Source organism: Pandoraea sp. XJJ-1 (genome assembly GCF_026802345.1).
Classification (GTDB): Bacteria; Pseudomonadota; Gammaproteobacteria; order Burkholderiales; family Burkholderiaceae; genus Pandoraea; species Pandoraea cepalis.
The window spans coordinates 3,896,632-3,921,555 of sequence record NZ_CP113827.1; the positions used below are offsets into that span (position 1 = coordinate 3,896,632).

General features: G+C 65.9%; 24 protein-coding genes. 7 read left to right on the forward strand and 17 right to left on the reverse strand.

Annotated features, from left to right (window positions below; genetic code table 11):
- On the forward strand, positions 1 to 699 hold the full coding sequence (modB, locus tag OYT13_RS17970; RefSeq protein WP_017231650.1) for a molybdate ABC transporter permease subunit: 699 nt from the start codon (positions 1 to 3) through the stop codon (positions 697 to 699).
- Positions 689 to 1,795 carry a molybdenum ABC transporter ATP-binding protein gene (modC, locus tag OYT13_RS17975; RefSeq protein ID WP_268566739.1) on the forward strand — a complete coding sequence of 369 codons (1,107 nt, stop codon included), beginning with the start codon at positions 689 to 691 and terminating at the stop codon, positions 1,793 to 1,795. The genes modB and modC overlap by 11 nt, the downstream gene beginning before the upstream one ends.
- Before the next feature lie 113 nt (positions 1,796 to 1,908).
- On the opposite strand, the gene OYT13_RS17980 is transcribed toward modC, so the two are convergent.
- The 5 genes from OYT13_RS17980 to OYT13_RS18000 form a co-directional block, all read right to left on the reverse strand.
- A complete protein-coding gene (locus OYT13_RS17980) occupies positions 1,909 to 2,202 on the reverse strand; it encodes a hypothetical protein (protein WP_017231648.1) in 294 nt (97 codons plus the stop codon).
- 81 nt (positions 2,203 to 2,283) lie between these two features.
- On the reverse strand, positions 2,284 to 3,012 hold the full coding sequence (locus tag OYT13_RS17985) for a molybdopterin-dependent oxidoreductase (RefSeq protein WP_442796498.1): 729 nt from the start codon (positions 3,010 to 3,012) through the stop codon (positions 2,284 to 2,286).
- Between the two features lie 119 nt (positions 3,013 to 3,131).
- Entirely contained in the window at positions 3,132 to 3,767 is a 636-nt protein-coding gene (locus tag OYT13_RS17990) for a cytochrome b/b6 domain-containing protein (RefSeq protein ID WP_268566741.1), read from the reverse strand.
- A 109-nt stretch (positions 3,768 to 3,876) separates the two neighbouring features.
- Positions 3,877 to 4,401: a winged helix-turn-helix domain-containing protein gene (locus OYT13_RS25185; RefSeq protein WP_327198100.1), complete on the reverse strand. Its 525-nt coding sequence runs from the start codon at positions 4,399 to 4,401 to the stop codon at positions 3,877 to 3,879.
- Positions 4,391 to 5,008, reverse strand: a complete 618-nt coding sequence (locus tag OYT13_RS18000) for a CoxG family protein (protein WP_268566742.1) — start codon at positions 5,006 to 5,008, stop codon at positions 4,391 to 4,393. The genes OYT13_RS25185 and OYT13_RS18000 overlap by 11 nt, the downstream gene beginning before the upstream one ends.
- Positions 5,009 to 5,310: 302 nt before the next feature.
- Here OYT13_RS18000 and OYT13_RS18005 point away from each other — a divergent pair, with 302 nt between their 5' ends.
- Positions 5,311 to 6,330 (forward strand): XdhC family protein, encoded by a 1,020-nt coding sequence (locus OYT13_RS18005; protein WP_150563473.1) that lies wholly within the window; start codon positions 5,311 to 5,313, stop codon positions 6,328 to 6,330.
- A gap of 159 nt (positions 6,331 to 6,489) precedes the next feature.
- Here OYT13_RS18005 and OYT13_RS18010 read toward each other — a convergent pair whose 3' ends face one another.
- Together OYT13_RS18010 and OYT13_RS18015 are read right to left on the reverse strand one after the other, a co-directional pair.
- Positions 6,490 to 6,933 carry a carboxypeptidase regulatory-like domain-containing protein gene (locus OYT13_RS18010; RefSeq protein WP_017231837.1) on the reverse strand — a complete coding sequence of 148 codons (444 nt, stop codon included), beginning with the start codon at positions 6,931 to 6,933 and terminating at the stop codon, positions 6,490 to 6,492.
- Between the two features lie 128 nt (positions 6,934 to 7,061).
- On the reverse strand, positions 7,062 to 8,597 hold the full coding sequence (locus tag OYT13_RS18015; protein WP_017231838.1) for a DegQ family serine endoprotease: 1,536 nt from the start codon (positions 8,595 to 8,597) through the stop codon (positions 7,062 to 7,064).
- Positions 8,598 to 8,847: 250 nt separating this feature from the next.
- Between OYT13_RS18015 and OYT13_RS18020 the strand changes: the two genes are divergently transcribed.
- A complete protein-coding gene (locus OYT13_RS18020) occupies positions 8,848 to 9,249 on the forward strand; it encodes a hypothetical protein (RefSeq protein WP_157211327.1) in 402 nt (133 codons plus the stop codon).
- 30 nt (positions 9,250 to 9,279) lie between these two features.
- On the opposite strand, the gene OYT13_RS18025 is transcribed toward OYT13_RS18020, so the two are convergent.
- Positions 9,280 to 10,689: an ATP-binding protein gene (locus OYT13_RS18025; RefSeq protein WP_017231840.1), complete on the reverse strand. Its 1,410-nt coding sequence runs from the start codon at positions 10,687 to 10,689 to the stop codon at positions 9,280 to 9,282.
- The gene (locus tag OYT13_RS18030; protein WP_017231841.1) at positions 10,689 to 11,396 is read right to left on the reverse strand and encodes a response regulator; all 708 of its coding nucleotides are present in this window, start codon (positions 11,394 to 11,396) and stop codon (positions 10,689 to 10,691) included. The genes OYT13_RS18025 and OYT13_RS18030 overlap by 1 nt, the downstream gene beginning before the upstream one ends.
- 394 nt (positions 11,397 to 11,790) lie before the next feature.
- Here OYT13_RS18030 and dacB point away from each other — a divergent pair, with 394 nt between their 5' ends.
- Both dacB and OYT13_RS18040 read left to right on the forward strand, forming a co-directional pair.
- Complete coding sequence (gene dacB / locus OYT13_RS18035; RefSeq protein ID WP_261938146.1) at positions 11,791 to 13,308, forward strand: D-alanyl-D-alanine carboxypeptidase/D-alanyl-D-alanine endopeptidase; 1,518 nt, start codon at positions 11,791 to 11,793, stop codon at positions 13,306 to 13,308.
- A gap of 176 nt (positions 13,309 to 13,484) precedes the next feature.
- The gene (locus tag OYT13_RS18040; protein WP_268566743.1) at positions 13,485 to 14,423 is read left to right on the forward strand and encodes a sterol desaturase family protein; all 939 of its coding nucleotides are present in this window, start codon (positions 13,485 to 13,487) and stop codon (positions 14,421 to 14,423) included.
- A gap of 43 nt (positions 14,424 to 14,466) precedes the next feature.
- Here the strand turns inward: OYT13_RS18040 and OYT13_RS18045 are convergent, their stop codons facing one another.
- The 5 genes from OYT13_RS18045 to OYT13_RS18065 all read right to left on the reverse strand — a co-directional run bounded on the left by OYT13_RS18045 (position 14,467) and on the right by OYT13_RS18065 (position 19,810).
- Positions 14,467 to 15,528: an L-threonylcarbamoyladenylate synthase gene (locus tag OYT13_RS18045; protein ID WP_268566744.1), complete on the reverse strand. Its 1,062-nt coding sequence runs from the start codon at positions 15,526 to 15,528 to the stop codon at positions 14,467 to 14,469.
- Positions 15,529 to 15,531: 3 nt separating this feature from the next.
- Positions 15,532 to 16,725 (reverse strand): 5-(carboxyamino)imidazole ribonucleotide synthase, encoded by a 1,194-nt coding sequence (locus OYT13_RS18050; RefSeq protein ID WP_268566745.1) that lies wholly within the window; start codon positions 16,723 to 16,725, stop codon positions 15,532 to 15,534.
- Positions 16,726 to 16,766: 41 nt separating this feature from the next.
- On the reverse strand, positions 16,767 to 17,273 hold the full coding sequence (gene purE, locus OYT13_RS18055) for a 5-(carboxyamino)imidazole ribonucleotide mutase (protein ID WP_150563480.1): 507 nt from the start codon (positions 17,271 to 17,273) through the stop codon (positions 16,767 to 16,769).
- Positions 17,274 to 17,289: 16 nt separating this feature from the next.
- Positions 17,290 to 18,195: a phosphoribosylaminoimidazolesuccinocarboxamide synthase gene (locus OYT13_RS18060; protein WP_017231847.1), complete on the reverse strand. Its 906-nt coding sequence runs from the start codon at positions 18,193 to 18,195 to the stop codon at positions 17,290 to 17,292.
- Between the two features lie 145 nt (positions 18,196 to 18,340).
- Positions 18,341 to 19,810, reverse strand: a complete 1,470-nt coding sequence (locus OYT13_RS18065) for a hypothetical protein (RefSeq protein ID WP_268566746.1) — start codon at positions 19,808 to 19,810, stop codon at positions 18,341 to 18,343.
- A 376-nt stretch (positions 19,811 to 20,186) separates the two neighbouring features.
- On the opposite strand from OYT13_RS18065, the gene OYT13_RS18070 reads away from it, so the two are divergent.
- On the forward strand, positions 20,187 to 20,720 hold the full coding sequence (locus OYT13_RS18070; RefSeq protein WP_261938143.1) for a hypothetical protein: 534 nt from the start codon (positions 20,187 to 20,189) through the stop codon (positions 20,718 to 20,720).
- Positions 20,721 to 20,821: 101 nt separating this feature from the next.
- Here the strand turns inward: OYT13_RS18070 and fba are convergent, their stop codons facing one another.
- The 3 genes from fba to OYT13_RS18085 all read right to left on the reverse strand — a co-directional run bounded on the left by fba (position 20,822) and on the right by OYT13_RS18085 (position 24,881).
- Positions 20,822 to 21,886 carry a class II fructose-bisphosphate aldolase gene (gene fba, locus OYT13_RS18075; protein WP_026131529.1) on the reverse strand — a complete coding sequence of 355 codons (1,065 nt, stop codon included), beginning with the start codon at positions 21,884 to 21,886 and terminating at the stop codon, positions 20,822 to 20,824.
- Between the two features lie 122 nt (positions 21,887 to 22,008).
- Entirely contained in the window at positions 22,009 to 23,442 is a 1,434-nt protein-coding gene (gene pyk, locus OYT13_RS18080; RefSeq protein WP_150563483.1) for a pyruvate kinase, read from the reverse strand.
- 233 nt (positions 23,443 to 23,675) lie between these two features.
- Complete coding sequence (locus OYT13_RS18085) at positions 23,676 to 24,881, reverse strand: phosphoglycerate kinase (protein WP_017231599.1); 1,206 nt, start codon at positions 24,879 to 24,881, stop codon at positions 23,676 to 23,678.
- Positions 24,882 to 24,924: the final 43 nt, after the last annotated feature.

The window sequence follows — 24,924 nt, forward strand, 5'->3', positions numbered from 1 at the left end:
ATGAACCTCACCCCGCAAGAATGGGGCATCGTTGAACTGAGCCTTCGCGTCGGCCTCTGGGGCACGCTGTGCAGCCTGCCCCTCGCCTACGCGGCTGCCTGGCTGCTCGCACGCCGGCAGTTCCCCGGCAAAGCGCTGCTCGATGCCCTGCTGCATTTGCCGCTCGTGCTGCCGCCGGTGGTCGTCGGCTTCGCGCTGCTCGTGCTGTTCGGCACACAGGGCGCCATCGGCAAGCTGCTGCACGAATGGTTTCATTTCACCTTCGCGTTTCGCTGGACAGGCGCGGCGCTGGCCGCGGGCGTGATGGGATTCCCGCTGCTCGTGCGCGCCATCCGACAAGCGCTCGACGCGGCCGACACAAAACTCGAACAGGCAGCACAGACGCTTGGCGCAGGCCCCTGGCTCACCTTTCTGACGGTGACCTTGCCGCTCACCGCGACCGGCGCATTGCACGGCTTCGTGCTCGCGTTCGCGCGCGCACTGGGCGAGTTCGGCGCAACGATCACGTTCGTCTCGAACATTCCCGGACAAACGCAGACGCTGCCGCTGGCGATCTACACGGCCACGCAGGTGCCCGACGGCGACGCCATGGTCTGGCGCCTGTGCGCTATCTCGGTCGTGCTGGCGGTCGCCACACTGATCGGCTCCGAGGTGCTGATCCGCTTCGGCCACCGCAAGGCGCTCGGTCATGACGGTTGAAGTGCGACTCCAGCATCGCTTCGGCGATTTCTCGCTCGATGCCGAGTTCGCCGCGGGCATGGGCGTGACGGCGCTGTTCGGGCCATCGGGCAGCGGCAAGAGCACGGTCGTCAATGCCGTGTCCGGCCTGCTCAAGCCCGATGCCGGTCGCATCGTCGTCGGCAACGACATCTTGTTCGACAGCAGCGCAGACGTCGCGCTGCCGACATGGCGCCGGCGCATCGGCTACGTGTTTCAGGACGCGCGCCTGTTGCCGCATCTGACCGTGCGTCAGAATCTGCTGTTCGGCCGCTGGATGCGACGCCGCGATATCGCCGCCGCCGGTACCGGTGCGATTGCGCTTGCACACGTGGTCGACGTGCTGAATCTGGGGCACTTGCTGGGCCGTCGCCCGGGCGCGCTCTCCGGTGGCGAGAAGCAGCGTGTGGGGATTGGCCGTGCGCTGTTGTCGTGCCCGCGCCTGCTGCTCATGGATGAGCCACTCGCCTCGCTCGACCACGCGCGGCGTCTCGAAGTGCTCGACTACCTCAATCGCATCCGTCACGAGTTGGCGCTGCCGGTGCTCTACGTCACGCATTCGCTCGACGAAGTGATGCGACTGGCCGATCAGGTCGTGTTGTTCAAGGACGGCCGCACGATCTCTCAAGGGGCGCCGGCCGACGTGCTCAATCTGCATCGCGACGCGCTCGACAGCACCGCGGAGTCCCCGGGTACCGTGCTGGAGACACGCATCGTCGCGCATGATGCCTGCTACGGCCTGACCGAGCTGGCCGTGAACGGCAGCGACACGGTTCGGCTGCGTGTTCCGCGCGCCAGCGGCGAGGCGGGCGACGCCTGCCGGATTCTCGTGCGCGAGCGCGACGTCGCCATCGCCACGTCGCCGCCGCTCGACATCAGCGTGCTGAACGTGCTGGCCGCACGCGTGGCGACGCTGCGCGACCTGGGCGATTCGGTGGAAGTCGGCGCCACACTGCTCGGCGACAAGGCCGGGACCGTGCTGCGCGCCCGCATCACACGCTTCTCTGCCGACCAATTGCATCTGGCGCCGGGCCGCGAGGTGTACCTGCTCATCAAATCAGTCGCCCTGACACGCTGATGCGCCCAAGCTTGGCAATGACGCGGCGCAATCGTCGCGCCAAAACGACGCAAGGCGTCGCCACGTACATTCGGGGCGACGCCTTGTCGGCTTGTCGTGCTACGCCAGTTGGCTTACTGGGTCTTGCCCATCGCGTCGCCTTTTTCCTTCTTCCCCATGGCATCGGATTTGCTCATCGCACCGCCCTTCGACATGGCGTCGTGCTTGCCCATCGCGTCGCCCTTGGACATCTTCCCGCTCTTGTCCATGTCCTTGCTCATGGCGTCGCCTTTGCTCATCGCATCGCCTTTGCTCATCGCGCCGCCCTTGGACATCGCGTCGCCTTTGCTCATCGCGTCCTGCGCGAACGCGGCGCCGGTGCCGAGTGCCAATCCCATCGTCATGACCGCCAGATATCGCATTTTCATTGCCGTAGTCCTCAAAGAGTGAGTGAGCCTTGCCGGAGCGTCACGCAAGTGCTCCGTCAATCATGCAGTCGAGCGGTTGCGTCAACTGCCACCGAACCAGTTGTAGCCCTGGTCCTCCCAATACCCGCCCGGATACGTGTTGGTCACGAACATCGCGCGGATATGCTTGGGATTCTTGTAGCCGAGCTTCGTGGGAATCCGCAGCTTCATCGGAAATCCGTATTCCCTGGGTAGCGTCTGGCCGTCATAGGTCAGCGCGAGCAGCGTCTGCGGATGCAGCGCCGTCGGCATATCGATGCTCGTGTAGTAGTCGTCGGCGCATTTGAAGCCGACGTAGCGTGCCGTGGTGTCCGCGCCGATACGACGCAGAAAGTCGGCGAACGTCACCCCGCCCCAGCGGCCAATGGCGCTCCAGCCTTCCACGCACACGTGACGCGTGATTTGTTCGGCCGCGCGCGGGGCGGCGAAACGGCGCAAGGCGTCAAGCGGCCACGGCGCCTTGTCCGCGATGAGGCCGGACAACTCCAGTTGGTAATCGCTTTCCTCGACGACGGGCGCCTCGTCCATCGAATAGAACGCGTTGAACGGGAACGGTCGCGTGATGCGCGACGCCGGGAACGTAGGCGCCAGCACATTCTGACGAAACAAGGCGGCCTGCACACGATCGTTCCATCGCGAGATCGTGTCGAGCGCCGACGAGACACCCGCGTTGTCGTCCAGCGAACAGCCCGAGAGCAGCGCCACGCCACCGAGCGACAGCGTACGCGTCAGAAATGCGCGGCGCGAGGGCTCGGCCACGCGGCGCGTCATCAGCGCACGCGCCTCATGGAGAATCGCTTCGCCGTCGCGCACGACCGGTGCGTCGGCAGGCAGGTGGCTGGGCTTTCGATCGAGGGTCATGGCAGCTCCGTGTCTTGTCGTCGGCGCACTCAGCGTCCGGTAATCATCGTGCGCAATGTGCGCGGCACCAGCGCGACCATCACGACATGAATCGCGACGAATGCCACCAGGCCCGACATCGCGAGAAAATGCACCCAGCGCGCCCCCTGGAATCCGCCGAACAGCGCGCAGAGCCAGCCAAGCTGCACAGGCTTCCAGATCGCGAGTCCCGACGCCACGAGCAGCACGAGGTCGAGCACCGCGAACAGATACGCGATACGTTGAACCTGGTTGTACTGATGGGGATCGTCGTGGGCGAGTCGGCCACGCAGTGCGGCGAACGCGTCGCGCACCACACCGCGCAACGTCAATGGAAAGAAGCGACGCGACAGGCGTCCGCTCGACACATTGAAGAGCAGATAGACGAGCCCGTTGCCCGCCAGCAGCCACATCGCGGCAAAATGCCACCGCAGCGCACCGCCCAGCCAGCCGCCCAGCGTGAGTTCGTTGGGAAAGCGAAAGCCGAAGATCGGCGACGCGTTGTAGATCCGCCAGCCGCTCGTGACCATCGCGAGGACGGCCAACGCATTCAGCCAATGGGTGACGCGCAGCCAACCCGGCTGGACCGGACCGGTTCGCACGGGGGGCAGTGCGGCGGGCGGCACGGATTTCGTCAAGGGTGACATGGAGACCTCCATCGCTGGGTTTGCGTCGATGGAGCCAGTGTCACTTCAAGACGGTGACGAAGTCCTCACGGAGAAATAACGTTTTCGTGATACTCGGCGAGTCCGGGCATCAAGGGCGATGCGACGGTACCGATTCGGTCTCTGGGTCATCCGCCGTGCCGCTTCTGAGATACGCGTCGAACGTCGGCACGTGGGCGTCGAGCAGCAGACGGATCTCATTGATGAGCGTGTCGTAGTGCGCCGCGAGGTTCTGCGCGAACGGCGTGAGCTGCGCGCCGCCCCCGGCCACACCGCCAATATGTCGGGTGACGAGAGGCTCCCGGAATTCGTGATTCATCGCTTCGACGAGCAGCCACGCACGCCGGTACGACATGCCCATGCGGCGTGCGGCGGCGGAAATCGACCCCGTCGCTTCGATGGCCCGCAGCAACGCCAGGCGCCCGGGCCCGAACACTGGCGTATCGCCATCACGCACGCGCACGCGCACGTCGTAGCCGGCCTCGCCGGCCGGCGCCGGCACTTTCCCCGCGGCTTCCAGTGCCTCCAGCGCCGCAACCGTCGCCCGCCGCCTGCGCGCGGGCGAGTCCCCGGCGGGCGCGACTTCCCCCTTGCCTCGACGACGCTCAACTGGCATGGCCGCCCCACAGGAAGACGACGATCAGAATGAGCGCCGCCACGGCCCACGGCCACCAGCGTGCCAGCCTGCCGCGCGTGGCCGGCATATCGCGCAGCGCGGCATCGGTTGCGAGTGCGGCGGCCACTTCGCCGTCGGCGGCAGTCGGGGGATACGTTGCGGCATGCGGGGCAATGGCCGCCGTCAGCCGCGCGAGGCATTCGTCAACGAGCTTGCGGGCGGCCACCTGCGCCTGGGGCGTGTCCAGATGCGCGGACTCGGCGCCCAGGTGCGTCGTGAGGTCATACGTCAGTAATGTGTGCATCGGTCCTTGCGCTTGCAACGTGATGGTCGCCTTGCCTCGTGTGTGTCCGGCAGACGAGCCCAGGGCGTCGACATTCAATGTGTAGGATGTCGGCGCCGTGACGTCCGTCACCGTGATCCTGCCCGACCAACGACCGCCCAACGGACCCGACGCGACGCTCACGACGATCGTCCACGTCGTGTCGTCGAGCCGCTCGATCGACTCGCAGCCTGGGATGCACCCTTGCAGGATGCCCGGGTCGTTCAGCGCGATCCACGCGAGGTCTCGCGCCACCGGCAATTGCCGTCTGTCATGTAGCTCCATTGCCCCCTCCCCAAACGTGATGCGGTCGCTCGTCGGTCACGCGACGTCATCTCGACCTGCGAACTATTGTGACACGAGTTCCCCGCGCCAGATCACCGCCGCGACCGCTCGCCCGCAGTCCGCAGCGCACTGCAGAAGGCTTCGCAAGGTCACGGAAAGGGACGGCAAAGCGCAATATCCCGTGGGATACAGCGCAAGCCAAGGCGCGCTATACTCGGCGCATCACATCGAGCGGTGACATGACGGCGGCCCATGCCTTGGCCGATGCGCTACCGCTCGCGTATTGACCAAGGAACCGTGGGATGGACAGTGTCGATCTGGAAGTGCTGAAGTCCGCCGTACAGTGGACCCGAGCGGGCTTTTTCGTCACGCTGGGCACGGTGGTTCGCACGTGGGGCTCCGCCCCGCGTCCGGTGGGCTCGATGCTCGCGATTCGGGAGGATGGCCATTTGGTCGGCTCCGTGTCGGGCGGTTGCGTCGAGGACGACCTGATCGCCCGGCTGCGCGATGGCGACTGGCCGCAGGATCGCCCGCAACTCACCAGCTACGGCGTGACGGCCGAGGAAGCGCATCGCTTCGGACTGCCCTGCGGCGGCACCTTGCAACTGGTGCTGGAGCCGGTGCGCGACGCCTCGCGCATTCCGGAACTGCTCGACGCCATCTCGCGATTCCGCCTCGTCGTGCGCGAACTCGACATGACCTCCGGTGCGGTGCGCATCGCCCCCGGGCACCATACCCCGCCGCTCGAATTCGACGGCGTGCGCCTCATCACCTCGCACGGCCCGCGCCATCGGCTCGTGGTGATCGGTGCCGGGCAACTCTCGAAGTACGTTGCGAGCATGGCGTGCGCACTCGACTATCACGTGATCGTTTGCGACCCGCGCAGCGAATACGCAGACGAATGGCACGTGGCCGGCACCGAACTTTCTCGCGAGATGCCGGACGACCTCATCGTGCAGCGTCAACTCGACTCGCACAGCGCTGTTCTTACGCTCACGCACGACCCGAAGCTCGACGACATGGCGTTGCTCGAAGCGCTCAAGTCGCCGGCGTTCTACATCGGCGCCATCGGCTCGCGGGTGAACAACGCGCGACGCCGCGAACGGCTGTCGCTGTTCGATCTGAGTTCGGCGGAAATCGAACGGTTGCACGGGCCGGTCGGCATGCATCTGGGTGCGCGCACCCCGGCAGAGATCGCCGTGGCCATTCTCGCCGAGATGACAGCGATCAAAAACGGCATCGCCGTCAAACAAACGTTCGCCGTGCGCGCGACCGACGAGCCCATCGTCGACAACGCCTCGGTGTGCCGCGGCATGGTTTGACCGTCGACGCGTGCCCCGCGCTGACCGCCCGCCTCCACTCTCCATTGAACAAAAAAACGCCGCCTTTCGGCGGCGCAACTCGCTCACTCGTTGCTACGGAGTACTACCTGGGTTACCTCGTCTTCCGTGACGCTTTACCCGACACGACCGATCGGCACATCAGTCATGCGGCCACAGAAACGTTACCGCTGCATGCCCCTTCGCGGGCACCTTCACATTCTTAGTCATCGGCTTGCCGTCGTACGTCGCCTTCACGGTGTAACTGCCTTGCGGCAGCTTCACCAGCATGAACGGCCCTTTCGCGCGTGCATCGAGTACCGTCTTGCTACCGCGCATGATCTGCACCTGGGCGTCGGCGATGTACTCGTTCGCGCCGTCGCCGCGAGCCGCCATCTCGATGGACAGCGGCCAGTGAGACGCTTCGCGCTTGAAGGCCCCCGATTGATCGCTGTCGATACCGCCCGAGACGTAGGTCACGTCGCCCTGCTGCATCGACGGCGGCAGCATGCCGCCCTGCGCATGCGCCACCGATATGCCAAGCCCTCCGACCAATGCTGCGGCCGTCGCGGCTGCCATCGACCAGCGTTGCCATTGTTGCCCCATGTTCGACCTCCCGTTCATGACATCACGATGCAGGATCGCACCGGTGGCGCGGCAGCCGTGAAGCCATCGCTGCCGAGCACCGGCACACAAGGTAGTGCGTGGCATCCCGCGAGTGCCTCGCCCGGCGCTTAGCCGAGATCGACCGGGATGAAAATCTGTTGCCCGTCGCGTTGTACGAGCAACGCGACATTATTGCCCGCTTTCTTGAGCTTATCGCTCAGTTGCGACGCACTCGTCACCGGCGTGCCGTTGAGCGACAGGATGATGTCGCCCGCCTGCACGCCCGCCTGCTCGGCCGGTCCGCCGACACGGGCCACCAGCAAACCGTGCGTCACCTGTGCCGCGCGCTTCTCGTCCGGCGAGAGGTCGCGTACCGCAAGTCCCAGCCGGCCATGCGTGGCCGAGTCGTCCGTGCTCGCGACGTCCTTCTTCTCGTTCAGCGCCGCCACCGTCACGCTTACGTCCTGCTTCGCACCATTGCGCCAGACGGTCAGCGTCGCCTTCTCGCCCGGACGCATATCGGCGATCTTCTCCGGCAACTGCACCGAGTCCTCGATGGTCGTGCCGTTGACCGCCAGAATCACGTCGCCCGGCTTCAGGTCCGACTTCGCGGCCGGACCATTCTTGTCGATGGACGACACCAGCGCCCCCTCGGGCTTGGGCAAGCCGAACGACTTCGCCAGCGACTGGTTCACTTCCTGAATCGTTACGCCGATGCGGCCACGGCTCACCTTGCCAAACTGCTGGAGCTGCGCCTTGACCTTCATCGCCATGTCGATCGGAATCGCAAACGACAGCCCCTGGAAGCCGCCGGTACGCGAATAGATCATCGAGTTGATGCCAATGACTTCGCCGTTCAGGTTGAACAGCGGTCCGCCCGAGTTGCCCGGGTTGACCGGCACGTCCGTCTGAATGAACGGCGTGTAGTTCTCATCCGGCAACGCACGCGCCTTTGCCGACACGATGCCCGCCGTCACGGTGTTGTCGAAGCCGTACGGCGACCCGATGGCCACCACCCACTCACCGGCTTTCGATTTCGACGGATCGCCGATTTTCACCGTCGGCAGATTCGTGGCGGCAATCTTGAGCAAAGCCACGTCGCTCGCCTTGTCGCTGCCCACGACCTTCGCCTTGAATTCACGCTTGTCGGTGAGCTTCACCGTGACCTGACTCGCATCGTCCACGACGTGCGCGTTGGTCAGGATGTAGCCGTCCGCGCTCACGATGAAGCCCGAACCGAGACTGCGCGTCGGTGCGCTGCCACCATCGCCACTGCCGTCGCCACCGTCGTTGCCCGGCGCGCCGTAAAAGTGACGGAAGAACTGGAACAGCGGATCGTTCTGATCCATGCCCGGCGGCATCGGCATCGCCGTGGCGCCGCCCCCCGCCGAAGGTTTCCCATCGTGCGTCACACTAATGTTGACTACGGCCGGTCCGTATTGTTCCGCCAGTTGCGAGAAGTCCGGCACGAGCATGCGTGGCGCGGTATTCGGGGTGTTCGGTGCATTGGCGGCTGGCGTCGCCGGGTTGGCCGCATTGGCGTCGGCGACCATCGCCGAGGCAAGCGGCGCCTGCCAGTGCTGACGTCCGGCAACATAGCCGCCCGTCAACGCGACGAGCACAGCGCTGGCAACCAGCGTACGAGTGAGCTTCGAGGTCCGCATGAGTCTCTCCTGACTGACACCACGTTTGACATGACTGTGATGGTAGAGAGGCTCCCTTAAGGCAACCTTAAGACGATCTGAAAAGTGACCCATCGGCTGCCAACGGGCATTGCACTGAGTGCTATGCGTTACGGCAGCAAGCGTTTGGAGGGACAACTCGCGTGGTTCGCCTTGCGCATGATGCGTTCCGCTGACTACGGTGGCGAAGTGGCGCGATCCCGCGCCGCGAGTCTTCGACTACAGGAGAATCATGATGTCTACGATCGACACGCCGCTTGATCGCCGGTCCGTACATGGCCGCGCCGCTCGCTGGATGGGATGCGCCGGAGCTACGTTGTGCCTCGCCTTCGCGGCATCGGTGCACGCCGCGCCCGGCGGCCATGGCGATGGGATGGGAACACAAGGCCCGGCCGATTCCATGCCGAACGCGATGCCGCTGCCGAGCCAAAACAGTGCCTGCACACCGGACGCGCCAGCCGATCAGGCCATCGTCGGCAAGTCGCTCAGCGAAGCCAAATCGATGCTACAGGGTTGCCCGTGGCGCATCGGCACGCAGGATGGCAGAGCCATGCCGACGACGCGCGACTACCGCCCGGATCGCCGCACGCTCACGATCGACAATGACAAGGTCACGAGCGTGACACGGGGGTGAGGGCCAGAGACATCGCGTGCGACAGACGTATCAAAGCGCAGGCGGCGGTGCCGATGTCGCGCCGCCGAAGCTCACGCGAACGCGAAGCCCCTGGCCGTTGGCGGCATCGAACAACTCGACGCGCGCGCCATGCGCCTGCGCGATGTTGCGCACAATCGCCAGCCCCAAGCCGCTGCCCTGCGCACGCGGGGTATCGGCATCGTCTTGCGTCGCGTCGCTCGCCGGCGTCGAATGGGCGGGCGCGGCCCCCTCCACCGATGCCGCACCGCCGCGGAAGAACCGGTCGAACACGCGCTCGCGCTCGGTGGGCGCAATGCCCGGCCCAGTGTCTTCGATTTCCACGACCGGTGCCGGCGTTGCCGCCACCAGCCGCACGTCGACATGACCGCCGCGCGGCGTGTATTTCAGCGCGTTGTCGACCAGATTGCCGAAGAGCGTGTGCAATGCGTTCGCATCGCCGTGCACGCGACTGACGGCCGCCAGTGCGTCGGGAGCGTCCAGCCCGAGATCGATCCCTCGCGCCACCGCCAATGCCGCATGATGTGCCACCACCTCACTCAGCAACGGAGCCAGCGGCACCTCGACGAATGCCGCGGCCGCACGCGCGGCGTCCGGCTCCTGTCGCGCGAGCGTGAGCAATTGGGCCACCATGTGCGAAGCGCGTCGCACGCCGTCGCGCAGATCCCGCATCGCCTCGGCCCGCTCCGCGTCGGTGTGGGCACGGTCAAGCAGTTGAACTTGCAGTTGCAGCGCGGCGAGCGGCGTGCGCAATTCGTGCGCGGCGTCGGCCACGAAGGCCTTTTGCTGTGCGAGCGACGCGCCGAGTCTGCCGAGCAGACTATTGAGCGCGCGCACGAGCGGACGCACCTCGTCGGGCAAGCCGACCTCGGGCAAGGCATCCAACGCCCCCGGCGCACGCGTGTCGAGCGCCTTCGTCACGCGACGCAGCGGCTGCAAGCCGCGCCCCACCACGATCCAGACGAGCAAGGCGAGCACCGGCATCGCAACCACCAGCGGCAACAGCGTGCGCACCGCCATCGAGACCGCGAGCGAATCGCGAATGACCATCGGCTGCGCGAGCTGCACAACGTTGTCGCCCACGAGCGCCGCATAGACGCGCCAGTCGCCTTCGGGCGTCTGCACGGTCGTGAAACCGAGTTCCGCGCGCGGCGGCAACGGCGTGCTCGGGTGCGAGTAGTACAACTCCACGCCATTGCGGCTCCAAATCTGGATGACGAGTCCGCCTGACTCGTTGTGTGCGCCCGGCACGCTCGAGAACGGCTCGGCCGGCAGCGACAGGGCCATTTGCTGCAACTGGAAATCGAACAGCGCGTTGGCCTCCGTGCGCGACTGGCGGAAGATGGCGATGCCCGCGAGCAGCAGCGCCACCGCGAGCGTGATCAGCAATCCGAAAAGGAGACGACGGCGAATCGAGCGCATCAGTTCGCCTCCGGTGCCGTCATGCCGGCGGCAGGCGGCGTCTCACCGGTTTGCGCGGGCATCATGTAACCGACGCCACGCACCGTACGAATGGCGTCCGCGCCCAGCTTCTTGCGCAGCCCGTGGATGTGAACTTCCACCGCGTTGCTCGCCACTTCTTCTCCCCAGCCATAAATGCGCTCTTCCAGTTGCGCCTTCGACAGCACCGCGCCCGGCCGATTGAGCAACGCTTCGAGCACTGCATATTCTCGTGCGGAGAGCCCCACCGGCGCGCCGCCGCACGTGACCTGACGCGTCGCGGGGTCGAGCACGATACCGCCATGACGCAGCAACGGCTCGCTGCGCCCCGCCTGACGTCGCACCAGCGCACGCAACCGCGCCGCCAGCTCGTCGAGATCGAACGGCTTGACAAGGTAATCGTCGGCGCCGGCGTCGAGTCCTTTCACTCGGTCGGCCACCGCATCGCGCGCCGTGGCGATGAGCACCGGCAACGTCTGGCCGCGCGCGCGCAACGTGCGCAGCACGTCGATACCGTCGCGGCGAGGCAAGCCCAGGTCGAGCAGCAGCGCGTCGTACGACTCGAGCGAGAGCACGTCGAGCGCACGCTGACCGTCGCCGACATGATCGACGGTCCAGCCGTCCTGGCGCAGTCCTTTCATGACGGCCGTAGCAATCATCGCATCGTCTTCCACCAACAAAATTCGCATGGCTTGAGCACCGGTTGAGATCCTCTCCGGGCGTGTCACTGGCGGCCGACGCAACGTTGTTTGCGCTTGCTTGATGTTGCCTTGACGTGACACTCGCCGGAATTCGACCCATTGTAGCGACAGTTCGTTGCATGACCGCCTTACAATGGCACGCATGGGCCGCGCATGGCAGACGCACGTCGCGGCCCCGCAACCCGCTTCTCGCTTCGCCGCCGCGTCCGCATCGCCTTGCCTGTGCCCGTCGTGCATTCAGGCCGTACGGTTTCGCTGCGCGCAACACTGGAGACCCTCGCCCGTCATGCGCGTTCCTCGCCTGCTTCGCAGCGCCTCTCGCTCCCCCGACCTTTCGGGCTCACTGCGCAGCCCCCTTCACTCGCCGCCATCGGGCCGCGTCATGAGCAACGTCGCTCGCGCGTGTTGCGCGGCGCTGGCACTCGCGATGGTCGTGAGCAGCCCGGTCGAGGCGAAGCCGCTCAAGCACGCGAAGATGCCCAGGGTACCGGCAAGCGCCGCGCGCGCCACGCCGCTGCCGCCCGAATTGGCGCGCGCGCTCGCAGCCAGCAAGGTCCCCGCCGCCCATGTGAGCGTGATCGTCGCGAAGGTCGACAACCCGCTGCAAACGCGGGGCCGCATCGGGCCGCCGCTGCTTGCCGTCAATGCCAACGTGCCGCGCAACCCGGCCTCGACGATGAAGCTCGTCACGACGATTGCGGCGCTCGACACGCTCGGCCCCGACTATCGCTGGCGCACGCAAGCCTTCACCGACGGCACATCCGACGGCCGCACGCTCAACGGCAATCTGTATTTCAAGGGCTCGGGCGACCCGAAGCTCGTGCCCGAGGAGATGGAGAAGTTCGTCGCCGAGTTGCACCACGCCGGGGTGACGAACATCAACGGCGACATCGTGCTCGACCGCTCCGCCTACAGCGCAGACATCGGCGACACCGGTGCCATCGATGGCGGTGACGACCGGCCGTACAACGTCGCACCGGATCCCCTGCTGTACTCGTTCAAGGCGGTTTCGTTCAGCTTCACCGGCAATCCGAACGGCACCGTCGAGGTCGGCGTGCTGCCGCCGCTGGCGAACCTGCAAGTGGCAAACAACCTGTCGTCGACCGGCTCCGGCCACTGCGGCGACTGGCTCGCCCGCATTCACCCCACGCTGAACGCGATGGCCGACGGCAGTTACGTCGCGCACTTCTCGGGCACGTATCCGGCCTCGTGCGAGGACAAGGGCTGGAACGTGGCCGCCCCCGATCGCGATCAATTCTTCCTGGGAGGCTTCCGCGCGCTGTGGCAAGCCTCGGGCGGACAGTTCAACGGCAATGTGCGTACGGGCGTCGTGCCGCCGGGCGCTCACCTGCTCGTCACGCATCGCGGCCAAACGCTCGCCGAAGTCGTGCACGACATGAACAAGTTCAGCAATAACGTGATGGCCCGGCAACTGTTTCTGACGCTGGGTCTCGCCGCCGACAACAACCGCACGCCGGCCAGCCTGACGCGCTCGCGCGACGTATTGAACCGCTGGCTCGACAAAAATGATCTCGCCATGCCGGGGCTCGTGGTGGAGAACGGCTCGGGTCTGTCGCGCATCGAACGTATCAGCGCGACCGAGTTGGCCAGTCTGCTGCAACACGGCATCAACAGTCCGACCGCCCAGGTGCTCATCGAATCGATGCCGACGGTCGGCGTCGACGGCACCATGCGCAATCGGCTGATGAATCGCGACGTCGCCGGCAACGCGCACATCAAGACCGGCACGCTCGACGATGTGGGGGCCGTGGCCGGCTATGTCGGCTCGCGCTCCGGCAACATCTACGTGGTGGTCTCGCTCGTGAACGATCCGCGGGCGAGCCAGGCCCGCGGGTTCAACGACGCGCTCATTTCGTGGGTGTATGAGAACGCGCCTTGATGGGGAAGCGGCGCACCGTCTGAAAAGGCGACTCGCCTGAGCACATTTGACGTTTCCCTCTAACCGCCGCGCTGTCGCGTGCCATTCGCGTCAGAATAGACGTTCCATCGGTGCCACCGTCGCCAAGACGCCGGGGCACCGGTTCCGATGACCCCATCGTGAGGAGACGCGAGGTCATGAACGTCGAGTTGATCCTGCTGGCGCTCGCGCCGGTGTTCGTGCTGTGCATCGGCATCGAAGCCTGGTACTGGCGGCGCCGCCGCCCCGGCATGTACAGCCTGAAGGACACGGTCAGCAACGCCACGCTCGCGCTCATGCACCAGGGCGCGGACAAACTGGCCTGGCTGCTCATCGTGCCGTTTTACGCGTGGCTCTACGACCATCACCGCCTCTATACGATGCCGGGCGGATGGCTCGGCTTCGCGCTGCTCTTCGTCGTGCAGGACTTTCTCTACTACGTGTTTCATCGCGCCAGTCACCGAATCCGCTGGCTGTGGGCGGCACATGTCGTGCACCACTCGTCGGAGCGGCTCAACCTGTCGACGGCCTTTCGGCAAAGCCTGATGTATCCGGTCGCGGGCATGTGGCTGTTCTGGACGCCGATGGCGCTTATCGGCTTCACACCGATACAGATCGTCGGCGTGGTCCTGCTCAACCTCGCGTTCCAGTTCTTCGTACACACCCAGGCGATTCCGAAACTGGGCTGGCTGGAATACGTGCTGAATACGCCGTCGATTCACCGTGCCCATCACGCGCGCAATCCGCGCTATATCGATCGCAACTATGCCGGGGTACTGGTCGTCTGGGATCGGATGTTCGGGTCTTACGTGGAAGAAAGCGAGGCCGAGCCGTGCGAATTCGGCATCGTCGATCCGATCCGCACGCACAATCCGATCACGCTGACATTTCACGAATGGCAGGCGATGGCGCGCGACGCGCTCACGATGCCGGGTTGGCGCAACAAGGCAATGGCGCTGTTCGGGCCGCCCGAGTGGCGACGCGCGTGGCAGGCGGCACAAGTCGCGGCAGGACAGACGGTCACGCCATCGGCCGGCGGATTATCGGGAAATATGGGAAATGTTGGGGACGTTGGGGCGTCGCGCCACACGCCTTGATCGTTGACGAGGCGCGATCGCCTCGCCAGCCCGCCACTGCGCGTTATGCGCGCTCGAATGCCGCTGCTGCGCGGCCCAGGCGGTCACCGACCGCCGCCCATGCCGGGGTGTCCGGCAGACGCTCGAACAGGATATGCGTGACATTGGCGCGGTCGAGCCGGCGCAGCATCGCGTAAAGGTCGGTCGCGAGCGCGGCGGGCGTGGCCGGTAGCACGACCTTCACGATATCGGCCGACGCCGACGCGTCGGCGGGCAGCTTGGCAAGCGTTGATGCGAAGGCCGCCACCGCCACGCGCTCGCCCCCGGGACGCATCGCCAGCGCGGGCGCGAATTGATCGGCATCGCACAGGTACAACGGTGTGCGCGGTGCGTAATGCGCCTTGAGCGTGCCCGAGGCCCGCGGCGCGTCGGTGTCCTGCCCTGGCAGACGCGGCATCTCGCCGAGCACCTCGGCAATCTGCTCGGGCGTGATATGTCCGGGGCGCAGCAACGCGGGGAAGCCGCGCGACAGATCCACGATCGTCGACTCGATCCCCACGGCGGCCTCGCCGCCGTCGAGCACGTGGATGGTCACCCCCGGCAGTCCGGCGAACTCATCGCGCACGTGCTGCGCCGCCGTCGGACTGACTTGTCCGAAACGATTGGCCGAAGGGGCGGCCACACCGCCTTGTCCCCGGCTTCCGCCCTTGATCCGGGCAAACTCGCGCAGCAGTGCCTGCGCCACGGGATGCGACGGGCAACGCAGCCCCACCGAATCCTGCCCGCCGGAGACGGCATCGGGGATATGCGGCGCGCGCTTGAGAATCAATGTGAGCGGGCCGGGCCAGAAGGCATCCATCAGCTTGCGGGCGGCCGGCGTGACGTCGTCGCTCCAGTAGCCGGGGTCGCCCTCTGGGGCGACGTGCACGATGACCGGATGATTCGCCGGGCGGCCTTTCGCGGCATAGATGGCCGCGATGGCCGTCGGGTTCTCCGCGTCGCCGCCAAGACCGTAGACCGTTTCCGTCGGGAACGCGACCAGCTCACCGGCCGCCAGTTGTTCGGCGGCCTTCGTGATCGCGTCTGCCGGTGGCATGACGATGTGCGGCGCTTGAGGCGACGTCATCGCTCAGTCTTCCAGCGGGATGTCGAGGCTTGCCGCCGCCGTCACGCACGCTTTGCGCGCTTCGTCCAGCGACGCGCCGGCAAACGTGATGTGGCCCATCTTGCGACCGACACGGGCGTCTTCCTTGCCATACAGATGCAGGCGTGCCGAGGGCAGCGCCACCACGTCCGCCCACGCGGGCGGGCGCGGCCGATCCTTGGCCTCGCCTTCGAACCAGACGTCGCCAAGCACGTTGAGCATCACTGCGGGCGAGTGCTGACGCGTCTCGCCGAGCGGCAGCCCGGCCATCGCACGCACCTGCTGCTCGAACTGGCTGGCCGCACAGGCGTCGATTGTGTAATGACCGCTGTTGTGCGGACGCGGCGCCATTTCGTTGGCGACGAGCGAGCCGTCCTTGAGAATGAAGAACTCGACGCACAGCACGCCGACGTAATCCATTTGCGCCGCGATCCTGGCGGCCGCGGCGCGTGCGGCATCGGCCAGCGCCGGCGCGGCGTCGGGCGCAGGCACCGTCGTGGTCGCGAGAATGCCGTCGATGTGCACGTTCTGGGCGAGCGGATAGGTCGCGACCGCGCCGTCCGCACCACGGGCGCTTAGCACCGACACCTCGAAGGCCAGCGCGAGACGCTTCTCCAGCACGCAGGGCACGCCGCCGAGCGCCGTATAAGCGTCGCGGGCCTCGGCAACCGTACTCACGCGCACCTGGCCCTTGCCGTCATAGCCCAGACGCGCCGTCTTCAAAATGCCCGGCAGCACACGTTCGATGGCCGCGTCGCCGATGGCCGCGAGCGCCTCGTTCGATTCGATGACCAGATGCGGGGCCACGGGCACGCCGCAGCTTTCGATGAAGCGCTTTTCCGCCACCCGGTCCTGCGCGATCGCGACACAGCGCCCGGCGGGGCTCACGGTCGTGGACGCGGCGAGGAAGTCGAGCGACTGCGCCGGCACGTTTTCGAACTCGGTCGACACGGCCGGGCACAGCGACGCCAGTTCGGCGAGCGCCGTCTCATCGCGATAATCGGACACGATCAGGCGATCGGCCACGGCACCGGCGGGACAGCGCGGGTCCGGGTCCAGCACGCAGACCTTGTAGCCCATCGACTGGGCGGCAAAACAGAACATGCGGCCGAGTTGGCCACCGCCCAGCATACCCAGCCATTGGCCGGGAAGAACGGGCGCAGCAGAGGCAGAATTCATCTTGGTTGAGGCGCTGACAGTCGCAGGGACGTGTTGTTCTTTTACAGCGCGGGCAGGGTCATGCCGCGCGCCACTTCGGTCTGCTTCGCACGGAACGCGTCGAGCTTGCCGGCGAGCGTCTTGTCGTCGGCCGCCAACATCGCAACCGCAAACAATGCCGCGTTGGCCGCGCCCGCCTCACCAATGGCGAACGTGGCGACGGGCACGCCCTTGGGCATCTGCACGATCGAGAGCAGCGAATCTTCGCCGCGCAGATACTTGCTCGGCACCGGCACACCCAGCACCGGCACGGACGTCTTGGCAGCGATCATGCCCGGAAGATGCGCGGCACCGCCCGCGCCCGCGATGATCGCGACGAGTCCGCGCTCGCGCGCGGCTTCGGCGTAGCGGAACATGTCGTCCGGCATACGGTGCGCGGAGACGACCTGTGCCTCATAGGGCACACCGAACTCGGCCAGCACGGCGGCCGCGTTCTTCATCACTTCCCAGTCCGAGTTGGACCCCATTACCACGCCAACGCGCGGGGCCACGGCTTGTTTCTCGCTCATGTCGTCAACGTCCCGCTCAGGCCAGTTGCTGGCCGGTCAGGCGCTCGAGCGCCTCGCGGTATTTGGCGGCCGTTTTCTCGACCACTTCGTCGGGCAGCTTCGGGGCGGGCGGGGTCTTGCCCCACGTCTGCGTCTCGAGCCAGTCGCGCACGAATTGCTTGTCGAACGACGGCGGGTTGCTGCCCACGACGTAGGAATCGGCCGGCCAGAAGCGCGACGAATCGGCCGTCAGCGCTTCGTCCATCAAGTGCAGCTTGCCCTCGTCGTCCAGACCGAATTCGAACTTCGTGTCGGCGATGATGATGCCGCGCGTGGCCGCATAGGCCGCCGCTTCCTTGTACAGACGAATCGAGATCTCGCGAATCTGCTCGGCCAGTTCACGACCGATACGACTCACCATCTCGTCGAAGCTGATGTTCTCGTCGTGCTCGCCCAGCTCGGCCTTGGCCGCCGGGGTGAAGATCGGCTCGGGCAGTTGCTGCGCATTTTGCAGACCGGCGGGCAGCGTTACGCCGCACACTGCGCCCGTTGCCTGATAGTCCTTCCAGCCACTGCCGGCCAGATAGCCGCGCACCACCGCTTCCACGAGGATCGGCTTGAGGCGCTTGACCACGACCGCACGGCCGGCGACCTGAGCGGCTTCGTCGCTTGAAACGACCGACTCCGGCGCCACGCCCGTCAGGTGATTCGGCACGACATGCGCGAGCTTGTCGAACCAGAAGTTGGCCATCTGGTTGAGCACGCGGCCCTTGCCCGGAATCGGCTCGCCCATGATCACGTCGAACGCCGAGAGGCGGTCCGTCGTCACGATCAGCAGCTTGTCGTCGCCGACGGCGTAGTTGTCGCGCACTTTACCGCGCGAGAGCAGCGGCAGGCTCTTGAGGGAGGATTCGTACAGGGCGTTCGGAGCGGGGGTAGTCACGGCGGGACCCAATATCAGGAAGGGCAAAGGCGTAATTATACGCGCGTCGGGCGGCGTTTCACGAAGATGTGGGTCCGGCGTGGCGCCGAGCCCCCTCACCCTCGCTTCAATGTCCCGCGCCGGCTCCCCCCCGACGCGCGCCCCCTTACCCCTGCGGGTGGCGGAACCGAAGTTCCAGCCGCGCTTTTTCCGCCTCATGGATCAGCAACGCGACCACCGGCACCCGCGAGATCGGGTTCGTCAAATAGCCGTCTTGAGGCAGGCACGCCCGATACCAGCCGGCCACCGACGAGGCTTCGTAATACTTGTTGTCGCACGTCAGCCCGTAATCGTCGAACGACACCAGGCGCACGGCGTCCGGGCTGTCCGGGTCGATATCGTCTTGAGAGATCCGGTCGATGTGCCCGTCGACATAGCTCGGACTCAGGAATCGCACACCGCTCAGGGCATGGATTTCGTCTCGCAGCCAGAGCAATGCCGTGCCGGCCGGCAAGCCGCCCGAGGCAAGCAGCGGGGCGACGCGGTCAAAGTTCGCTTCCAGAATATCGGCTGCACGGCGACGCCCGGCGTCGGTCTGCCAGTCGATGGCCGCACCGCGCGCGGCGGTCAGTTCCGGCAGTCGCTGCCGGAGCAGATGCACTTTGCGCTCCCAGCGCGGCTCCCCTCGCCCCGGGCTGCGCAGCATATTGAGCAATCGGGCAAATTCCGCCATGAGATCGAAGCTGCGCGAGGCGACGTTAATATGGTGGTCGCTCGCCTCCGAACGCTGCGCGATCACTTGTGCCGCCAGATCGTTACGCACGTGCGCGTCACCGCACCGGAGTTGCAACGCCGCGCTGGCCGCCACGGCGCTTGGACGCGCAATGCCACGCTCCGAGCACACGAGCGCGATCTTGCCTGGGTTCTCTCGCATGAACGTTGCCACGCCCCGACCGGCACGCCATAGCACCTCGCGGGGAATCTGTGCGTCGAATCGCTCCATGCCCGTGAACTCCATGAACTGCACATGCGACAGTCCGCCGTCGAGGCCGACGGGCGACGCTTGCGGCGCAGCAGACCCGCGTGCGCCTCGCGCGCCGTGCATCACGCTCAGGATGTATCCGTCAATCGGGCGCTCGTGGTAACCCGGGGCACTCGTCGTGTCGACCGGCGCGTCACGAAGCTGCATGGCGCCCGGCTCGACGCAGAAGATCGCGCCGATCTGCGGATGGGTCTTGAGCATGCGGGTGAGCACCGAGGCCTCTGCCGGCGTCGCGGTCGGACCCACGATGAATTGATGCCCGCCCAATTCGATCAGGCCGAAGCGCGTACATTTGCCGTCCACACGGATGAGCGTCGACGTATTCACGCCATAGGCCTCGACCCACGGGTCCGCCCCTTCCCCGCTCGCCCACTCGGGCGCCGGGTCATCCGCCCCCCAGAGCGCGATCGGCTCGGGCGTGTCGGCCGTTGGCGTCGGGCGAGCCTGCCAGTCGGCGGCCATCGATCGCATGGATGCCGTGCGCACCGACGGCCCGGGTACCGGATCAGGTGTGGCGGCATGGACCTCGCCGGTCACATCGGCGCCGCGTTGCGGCGCGCGCGAGGACGCTGCCCGATTCGCGGCGGAGGTCATCGTCCTCGCCATGGACGAACGCCGCGACGGCGGCCGAGACGCCTCCTCGGAACTGGATAGCCCCAGGCACCAGGCGACGGTCTTGGGAAGGCGATTCAATGGCATCGATATCTCCGGCTGGCCCATCATTGGCATGGGCGGATTGGCGGGGGGCACCGGAGACTGCCACGCGATGTCACACCGGACTTCAGGAATCGGCGTATCGCTGTCGTTTTGCACCGTCGCAATGCGGGCGCCTTCCCCGCCTGCCTGCGCGCCGGATGTTGCCTAGAATGAAAGCGTTCACCTGAACCAAGGCGCTGCCATGACGATCACATCGACACCCGGAGTTGTCTGGCCAACCCGTGCAGGGCAATGCGTCGCAACCCTCGCCGCCGTGCTGGCGCTGGCGAGCCTGCCCGTGCGGGCGCAGACGGCGGCGCCGCACGCGGCCGCGCCGCCGTCTGCCGGGGCCCATGCGCACGCGCCCGCCCATCGGGCCAGTGGGGCGCGCGCGGCATCCGGAACGTCGAGCACGACGGCCACCGCCGACACCACCGAGCGGCCCACGCTACCCAGGCTGGTGGCGATCGCCACGCCGGAAAACGACGACGGCATTGCGCGTTTCGCCCTGTTTGCCGCGCGCGATATCGAACAGTTGGGTTTGCAGTTCCCGGCGCAAGACGGCGTCGCCCCCGCCGATATCGAGGTCGTCGTCACGATGAGCCTGCGCGACAGCGCCACCGCACGGATGCGTGATTTCTCGCGTCAGCATATGAACGAACCGATGACGCTGATCGTCGACGGCGTGGAAATGCTGACCGCCACGATCCGCTCGGAGTTGGGCGGCAAGTTTCAATTGCAGATGCCAAAAGAAAAAGCCCGGCTTCTGTTCCAGCGTGTGCTGGCCAAAGCCGGGCCTGCGACCTGAGCGTCGTGTGCCTTCGAGCGGATTGCCTCGTCGGCGCCACGCCGCCCCGGCCGGGCAGCAAGCCATGCGGGAGAACCCCCGCATGGCCGTGATACAGGTGCTTACTTCACGATCTGCGAGAGATCGCCGCTCTTGTACTTCTCGGCCATCTTCTCGAGCGCGACCGGCTTGATCTTGCCGGCCTGACCTTCGCAACCGAACGACAGATAGCGCGCCTTGCACACCAGCTTGGCGGCTTCGCGAGCCGGCTTGAGGTAGTCGCGCGGGTCGAACTTGCTCGGGTTTTCGAACAGATAGCGACGGATCGCGCCGGTCATCGCCAAACGGATGTCGGTATCGATGTTGATCTTGCGCACGCCGTGCTTGATGCCTTCGACGATCTCTTCGACCGGCACGCCGTACGTTTCCTTCATGTCGCCGCCGAATTCACGGATCTCGGCGAGCAGTTCCTGCGGCACCGACGACGAGCCGTGCATCACGAGGTGGGTGTTCGGAATGCGGCGGTGGATTTCCTTGATGCGGTCGATGGCGAGAATGTCGCCCGTCGGCTTGCGACTGAACTTGTAGGCGCCGTGCGAGGTGCCGATGGCGATGGCCAACGCGTCGCATTGCGTCTGGTTCACGAAGTCGGCGGCCTGATCGGGGTCGGTCAGCAGTTGCTCGCGGGTCATCGTGCCGTCGGCGCCGTGGCCGTCTTCCTTGTCGCCCTTCATCGTTTCGAGCGAACCCAGCACGCCCAGCTCGGCTTCCACCGTCACGCCGATGTAGTGCGAGAACTCGACCACCTTCTTCGACACTTCGACGTTGTACTCGTAGCTGGCAACCGATTTGCCGTCGGCTTCGAGCGAGCCGTCCATCATCACGCTCGAGAAGCCGCTCTTGATCGCGGCCATACACACGGCCGGCGACTGGCCGTGATCCTGGTGCATCACCACCGGGATGTGCGGATACGCTTCCACGGCGGCCGAGATCAGGTGACGCAGGAACGCTTCGCCGGCGTACTTGCGAGCACCGGCGGAGGCCTGCATGATGACCGGCGCACCGACTTCGTCGGCGGCGGCCATGATGGCGGAAACCTGCTCCAGATTGTTGACGTTGAAGGCCGGCAGACCGTAGCCGTTTTCGGCGGCATGGTCGAGCAGCTGTCGCATAGAGACTAGGGGCATGATGTTCTCCTTGGAATCACAAAACTAAGCAAATCTTTCCTCGATCCAGAAGTGCCCCTCATGACGACGGCTCGCGGGCGGCGTGGCGTTTGCGCCTTGCCGCACTCGCGCGGCCCCCTTCGTCATGCCTGGCCCACCTGGACGATTTTCAACGTATTGGTACCACCGGGTTGTCCCATCGGCTCGCCCACGGTCAACACGATCGTGTCGCCGCGCTTGACCACGCCGCGCGAGAGCAGCAGTTGCTCGGCCTGCTTGAGCGCGTGATCGCGGTCGAGCGTGGCGTCGGCACGCATCGCGTAGACGTTGCGGTACAGCGCCAGCTTGCGATGGCTGCCGAGCTGTGACGTCAGCGCAAAAATCGGCACATGGATCTTGTGGCGAGACAGCCACAACGCGGTCGCGCCCGATTCGGTGAGCGCCACGATGGCTTTCGCGCCAAGATGATACGCGGTAAACAAGGCGCCGGCCGCAATCGTTTGGTCGATGCGCGTAAAAGTCTGATCGAGCCAGTCGCGATCGAGTTCCACCATCTCCGAGCGCTCGGCTTCGACGCAGATCGCCGCCATCGTCTCGATGGTTTCGACCGGATACTTGCCCGCGGCGCTCTCGGCCGAGAGCATCACGGCGTCGGTACCATCGAGCACGGCGTTGGCGACGTCCGAGACTTCGGCGCGGGTCGGCACCGGGTTGTGGATCATCGACTCCATCATCTGCGTGGCCGTGATGGTGGTCTTGTTCATCTCGCGCGCAAGCTTGATCATGCGCTTCTGCAGCCCCGGCACCGCGGCGTTGCCCACTTCGATGGCCAGATCGCCCCGTGCAACCATGATGCAGTCCGACGCCGCCAGAATCTCTTCGAGCGCCGGAATGGCTTCTGCGCGCTCGATCTTGGCGATCATCAGCGGCTTGATGCCGTAAGGCTCGCCGGCCACGTTGGCCAGACGGCGCGCCATTTCCATGTCGGTGGCGTTCTTCGGGAAGGAGACCGCGACATAATCGGCGCCCAGCGCCATCGCGGTCTTGATGTCTTCCATGTCCTTGGCCGTGAGCGCCGGTGCCGTCAGCCCACCGCCCTGGCGGTTGATACCCTTGTTGTTCGACAGATCGCCACCGACCTTCACGGTCGTATGGATCTCGCTGCCGAGCACGCGATCGACGATCAGCACGATCAGGCCGTCGTTGAGCAGCAGCACGTCGCCCGTGCGCACGTCGCGTGGCAGTTCCTTGTAGTCGAGCCCGACGCGCTCTTCGTTACCGACTTCGCAGGCGGCGTCCAGGATGAACTTCGCGCCCGCCTCGAGCGTGGCCTTGCCGTTCTCGAACTTGCCGACGCGAATCTTCGGACCCTGGAGGTCGGCCATGATGGCCACTTCGCGGCCAGCCGCCTTGGCGGCCGCGCGCACCATCTCGGCGCGCTCGATGTGGTCCTGCGCCTTGCCGTGCGAGAAATTCAGGCGAACGACATCGACGCCGGCGGCGATCATGCGCGAGAGCACTTCCGGCGTGCTCGATGCCGGACCGATGGTGGCGACGATCTTGGTGGAGCGGTTCATTACATCCATCTCTTCATCCTCTTTGGGTAACAGCGCATTCGACATGTCTGGCGCTTAGCGATTTGTAGCGCATTTAGGCCGCCACAGGTTAACCAAAAAGTTCGTATTGTCCGTACGAAATCGTTTGATTCGATCTTAGATGTTCGCAATAAACCGATCGAAACCGCCCCATTCGTGCCCGCCTTCGACCGGAAAACCGGCCTGCGAGCCCCGCTCCACCTGGCGCCGCGCGATCAGTTGAGCTCGCTGGCGCGTTGTTGCAGCACGTCGACGGCCGGCAGTGTCTTGCCTTCGAGGAATTCGAGGAACGCGCCGCCACCGGTCGAAATATAGCTGACCTGGTCGGCAATACCGTACTTGGCGATGGCGGCGAGCGTATCGCCGCCCCCGGCGATCGAGAAGCCCTTGGCGGCCGCAATCGCGCGCGCCAGCGTCTCGGTGCCGTGCCCGAACTGATCGAATTCGAACACGCCCACCGGGCCGTTCCACACGATCGTGCCCGCGCCCGCCAGTTGCTCGGCCAGCTTGGCAGCCGTTTGCGGACCGATGTCGAGAATCATGTCGTCGGCGGCCACATCGCTGGCGGCCTTCACCGTCGCCTCAGCCGTCGCGCTGAATTCCTTGGCGCATACGACGTCCGTCGGGATCGGCACCGAGGCCCCACGCGCGGCCATCGCGTCGATGATCGAACGGGCCTGCCCGACCAGATCGGCTTCGGCGAGCGACTTGCCGATCGGCAGGCCGGCGGCCAGCATGAACGTGTTGGCAATGCCGCCGCCCACGATCAGATGGTCGACCTTGTCAGCGAGCGACTGCAGAATGGTGAGCTTGGTCGAGACCTTGGAGCCGGCTACGATGGCCACGAGCGGGCGAGCCGGGGCGTTCAGCGCCTTGCCGAGCGCTTCGAGTTCGGCGGCGAGCAGCGGGCCAGCACAGGCGACCGGCGCATACTTGGCGATGCCGTGCGTCGTGGCTTCGGCGCGGTGGGCGGTGCCGAACGCGTCGTTCACGTACACGTCGCACAGCGCGGCCATCTTTCGCGCCAGTTCGTCGTTGTCCTTCTTCTCGCCCTTGTTGACGCGGCAGTTCTCCAGCAGCACGACCGTGCCCGGCGCCACCTCAAAACCGCCGTCGACCCAGTTGGCGATCAGCTTCACCTCGCGGCCCAGCAGTTCGGACAGGCGTTGCGCAACCGGTGCCAGTGAGTCGGCGGGCTTGAATTCGCCTTCCGTCGGACGGCCCAGATGCGACGTGACCATGACGGCCGCACCGGCGTCGAGCGCCATCTGGATGGCCGGCACCGAGGCGCGGATACGCGTGTCTTCCGTGATGCGGCCCGCATCGTCTTGCGGCACGTTCATATCGGCGCGGATGAAGACACGTTTGCCTGCCAGGCGACCCTGGGCGATCAAATCGGAAAGACGTACGACGGAAGCCATGAGAATCCGGAATAAATGGTGGAAAAAACATGCATTTTAACTG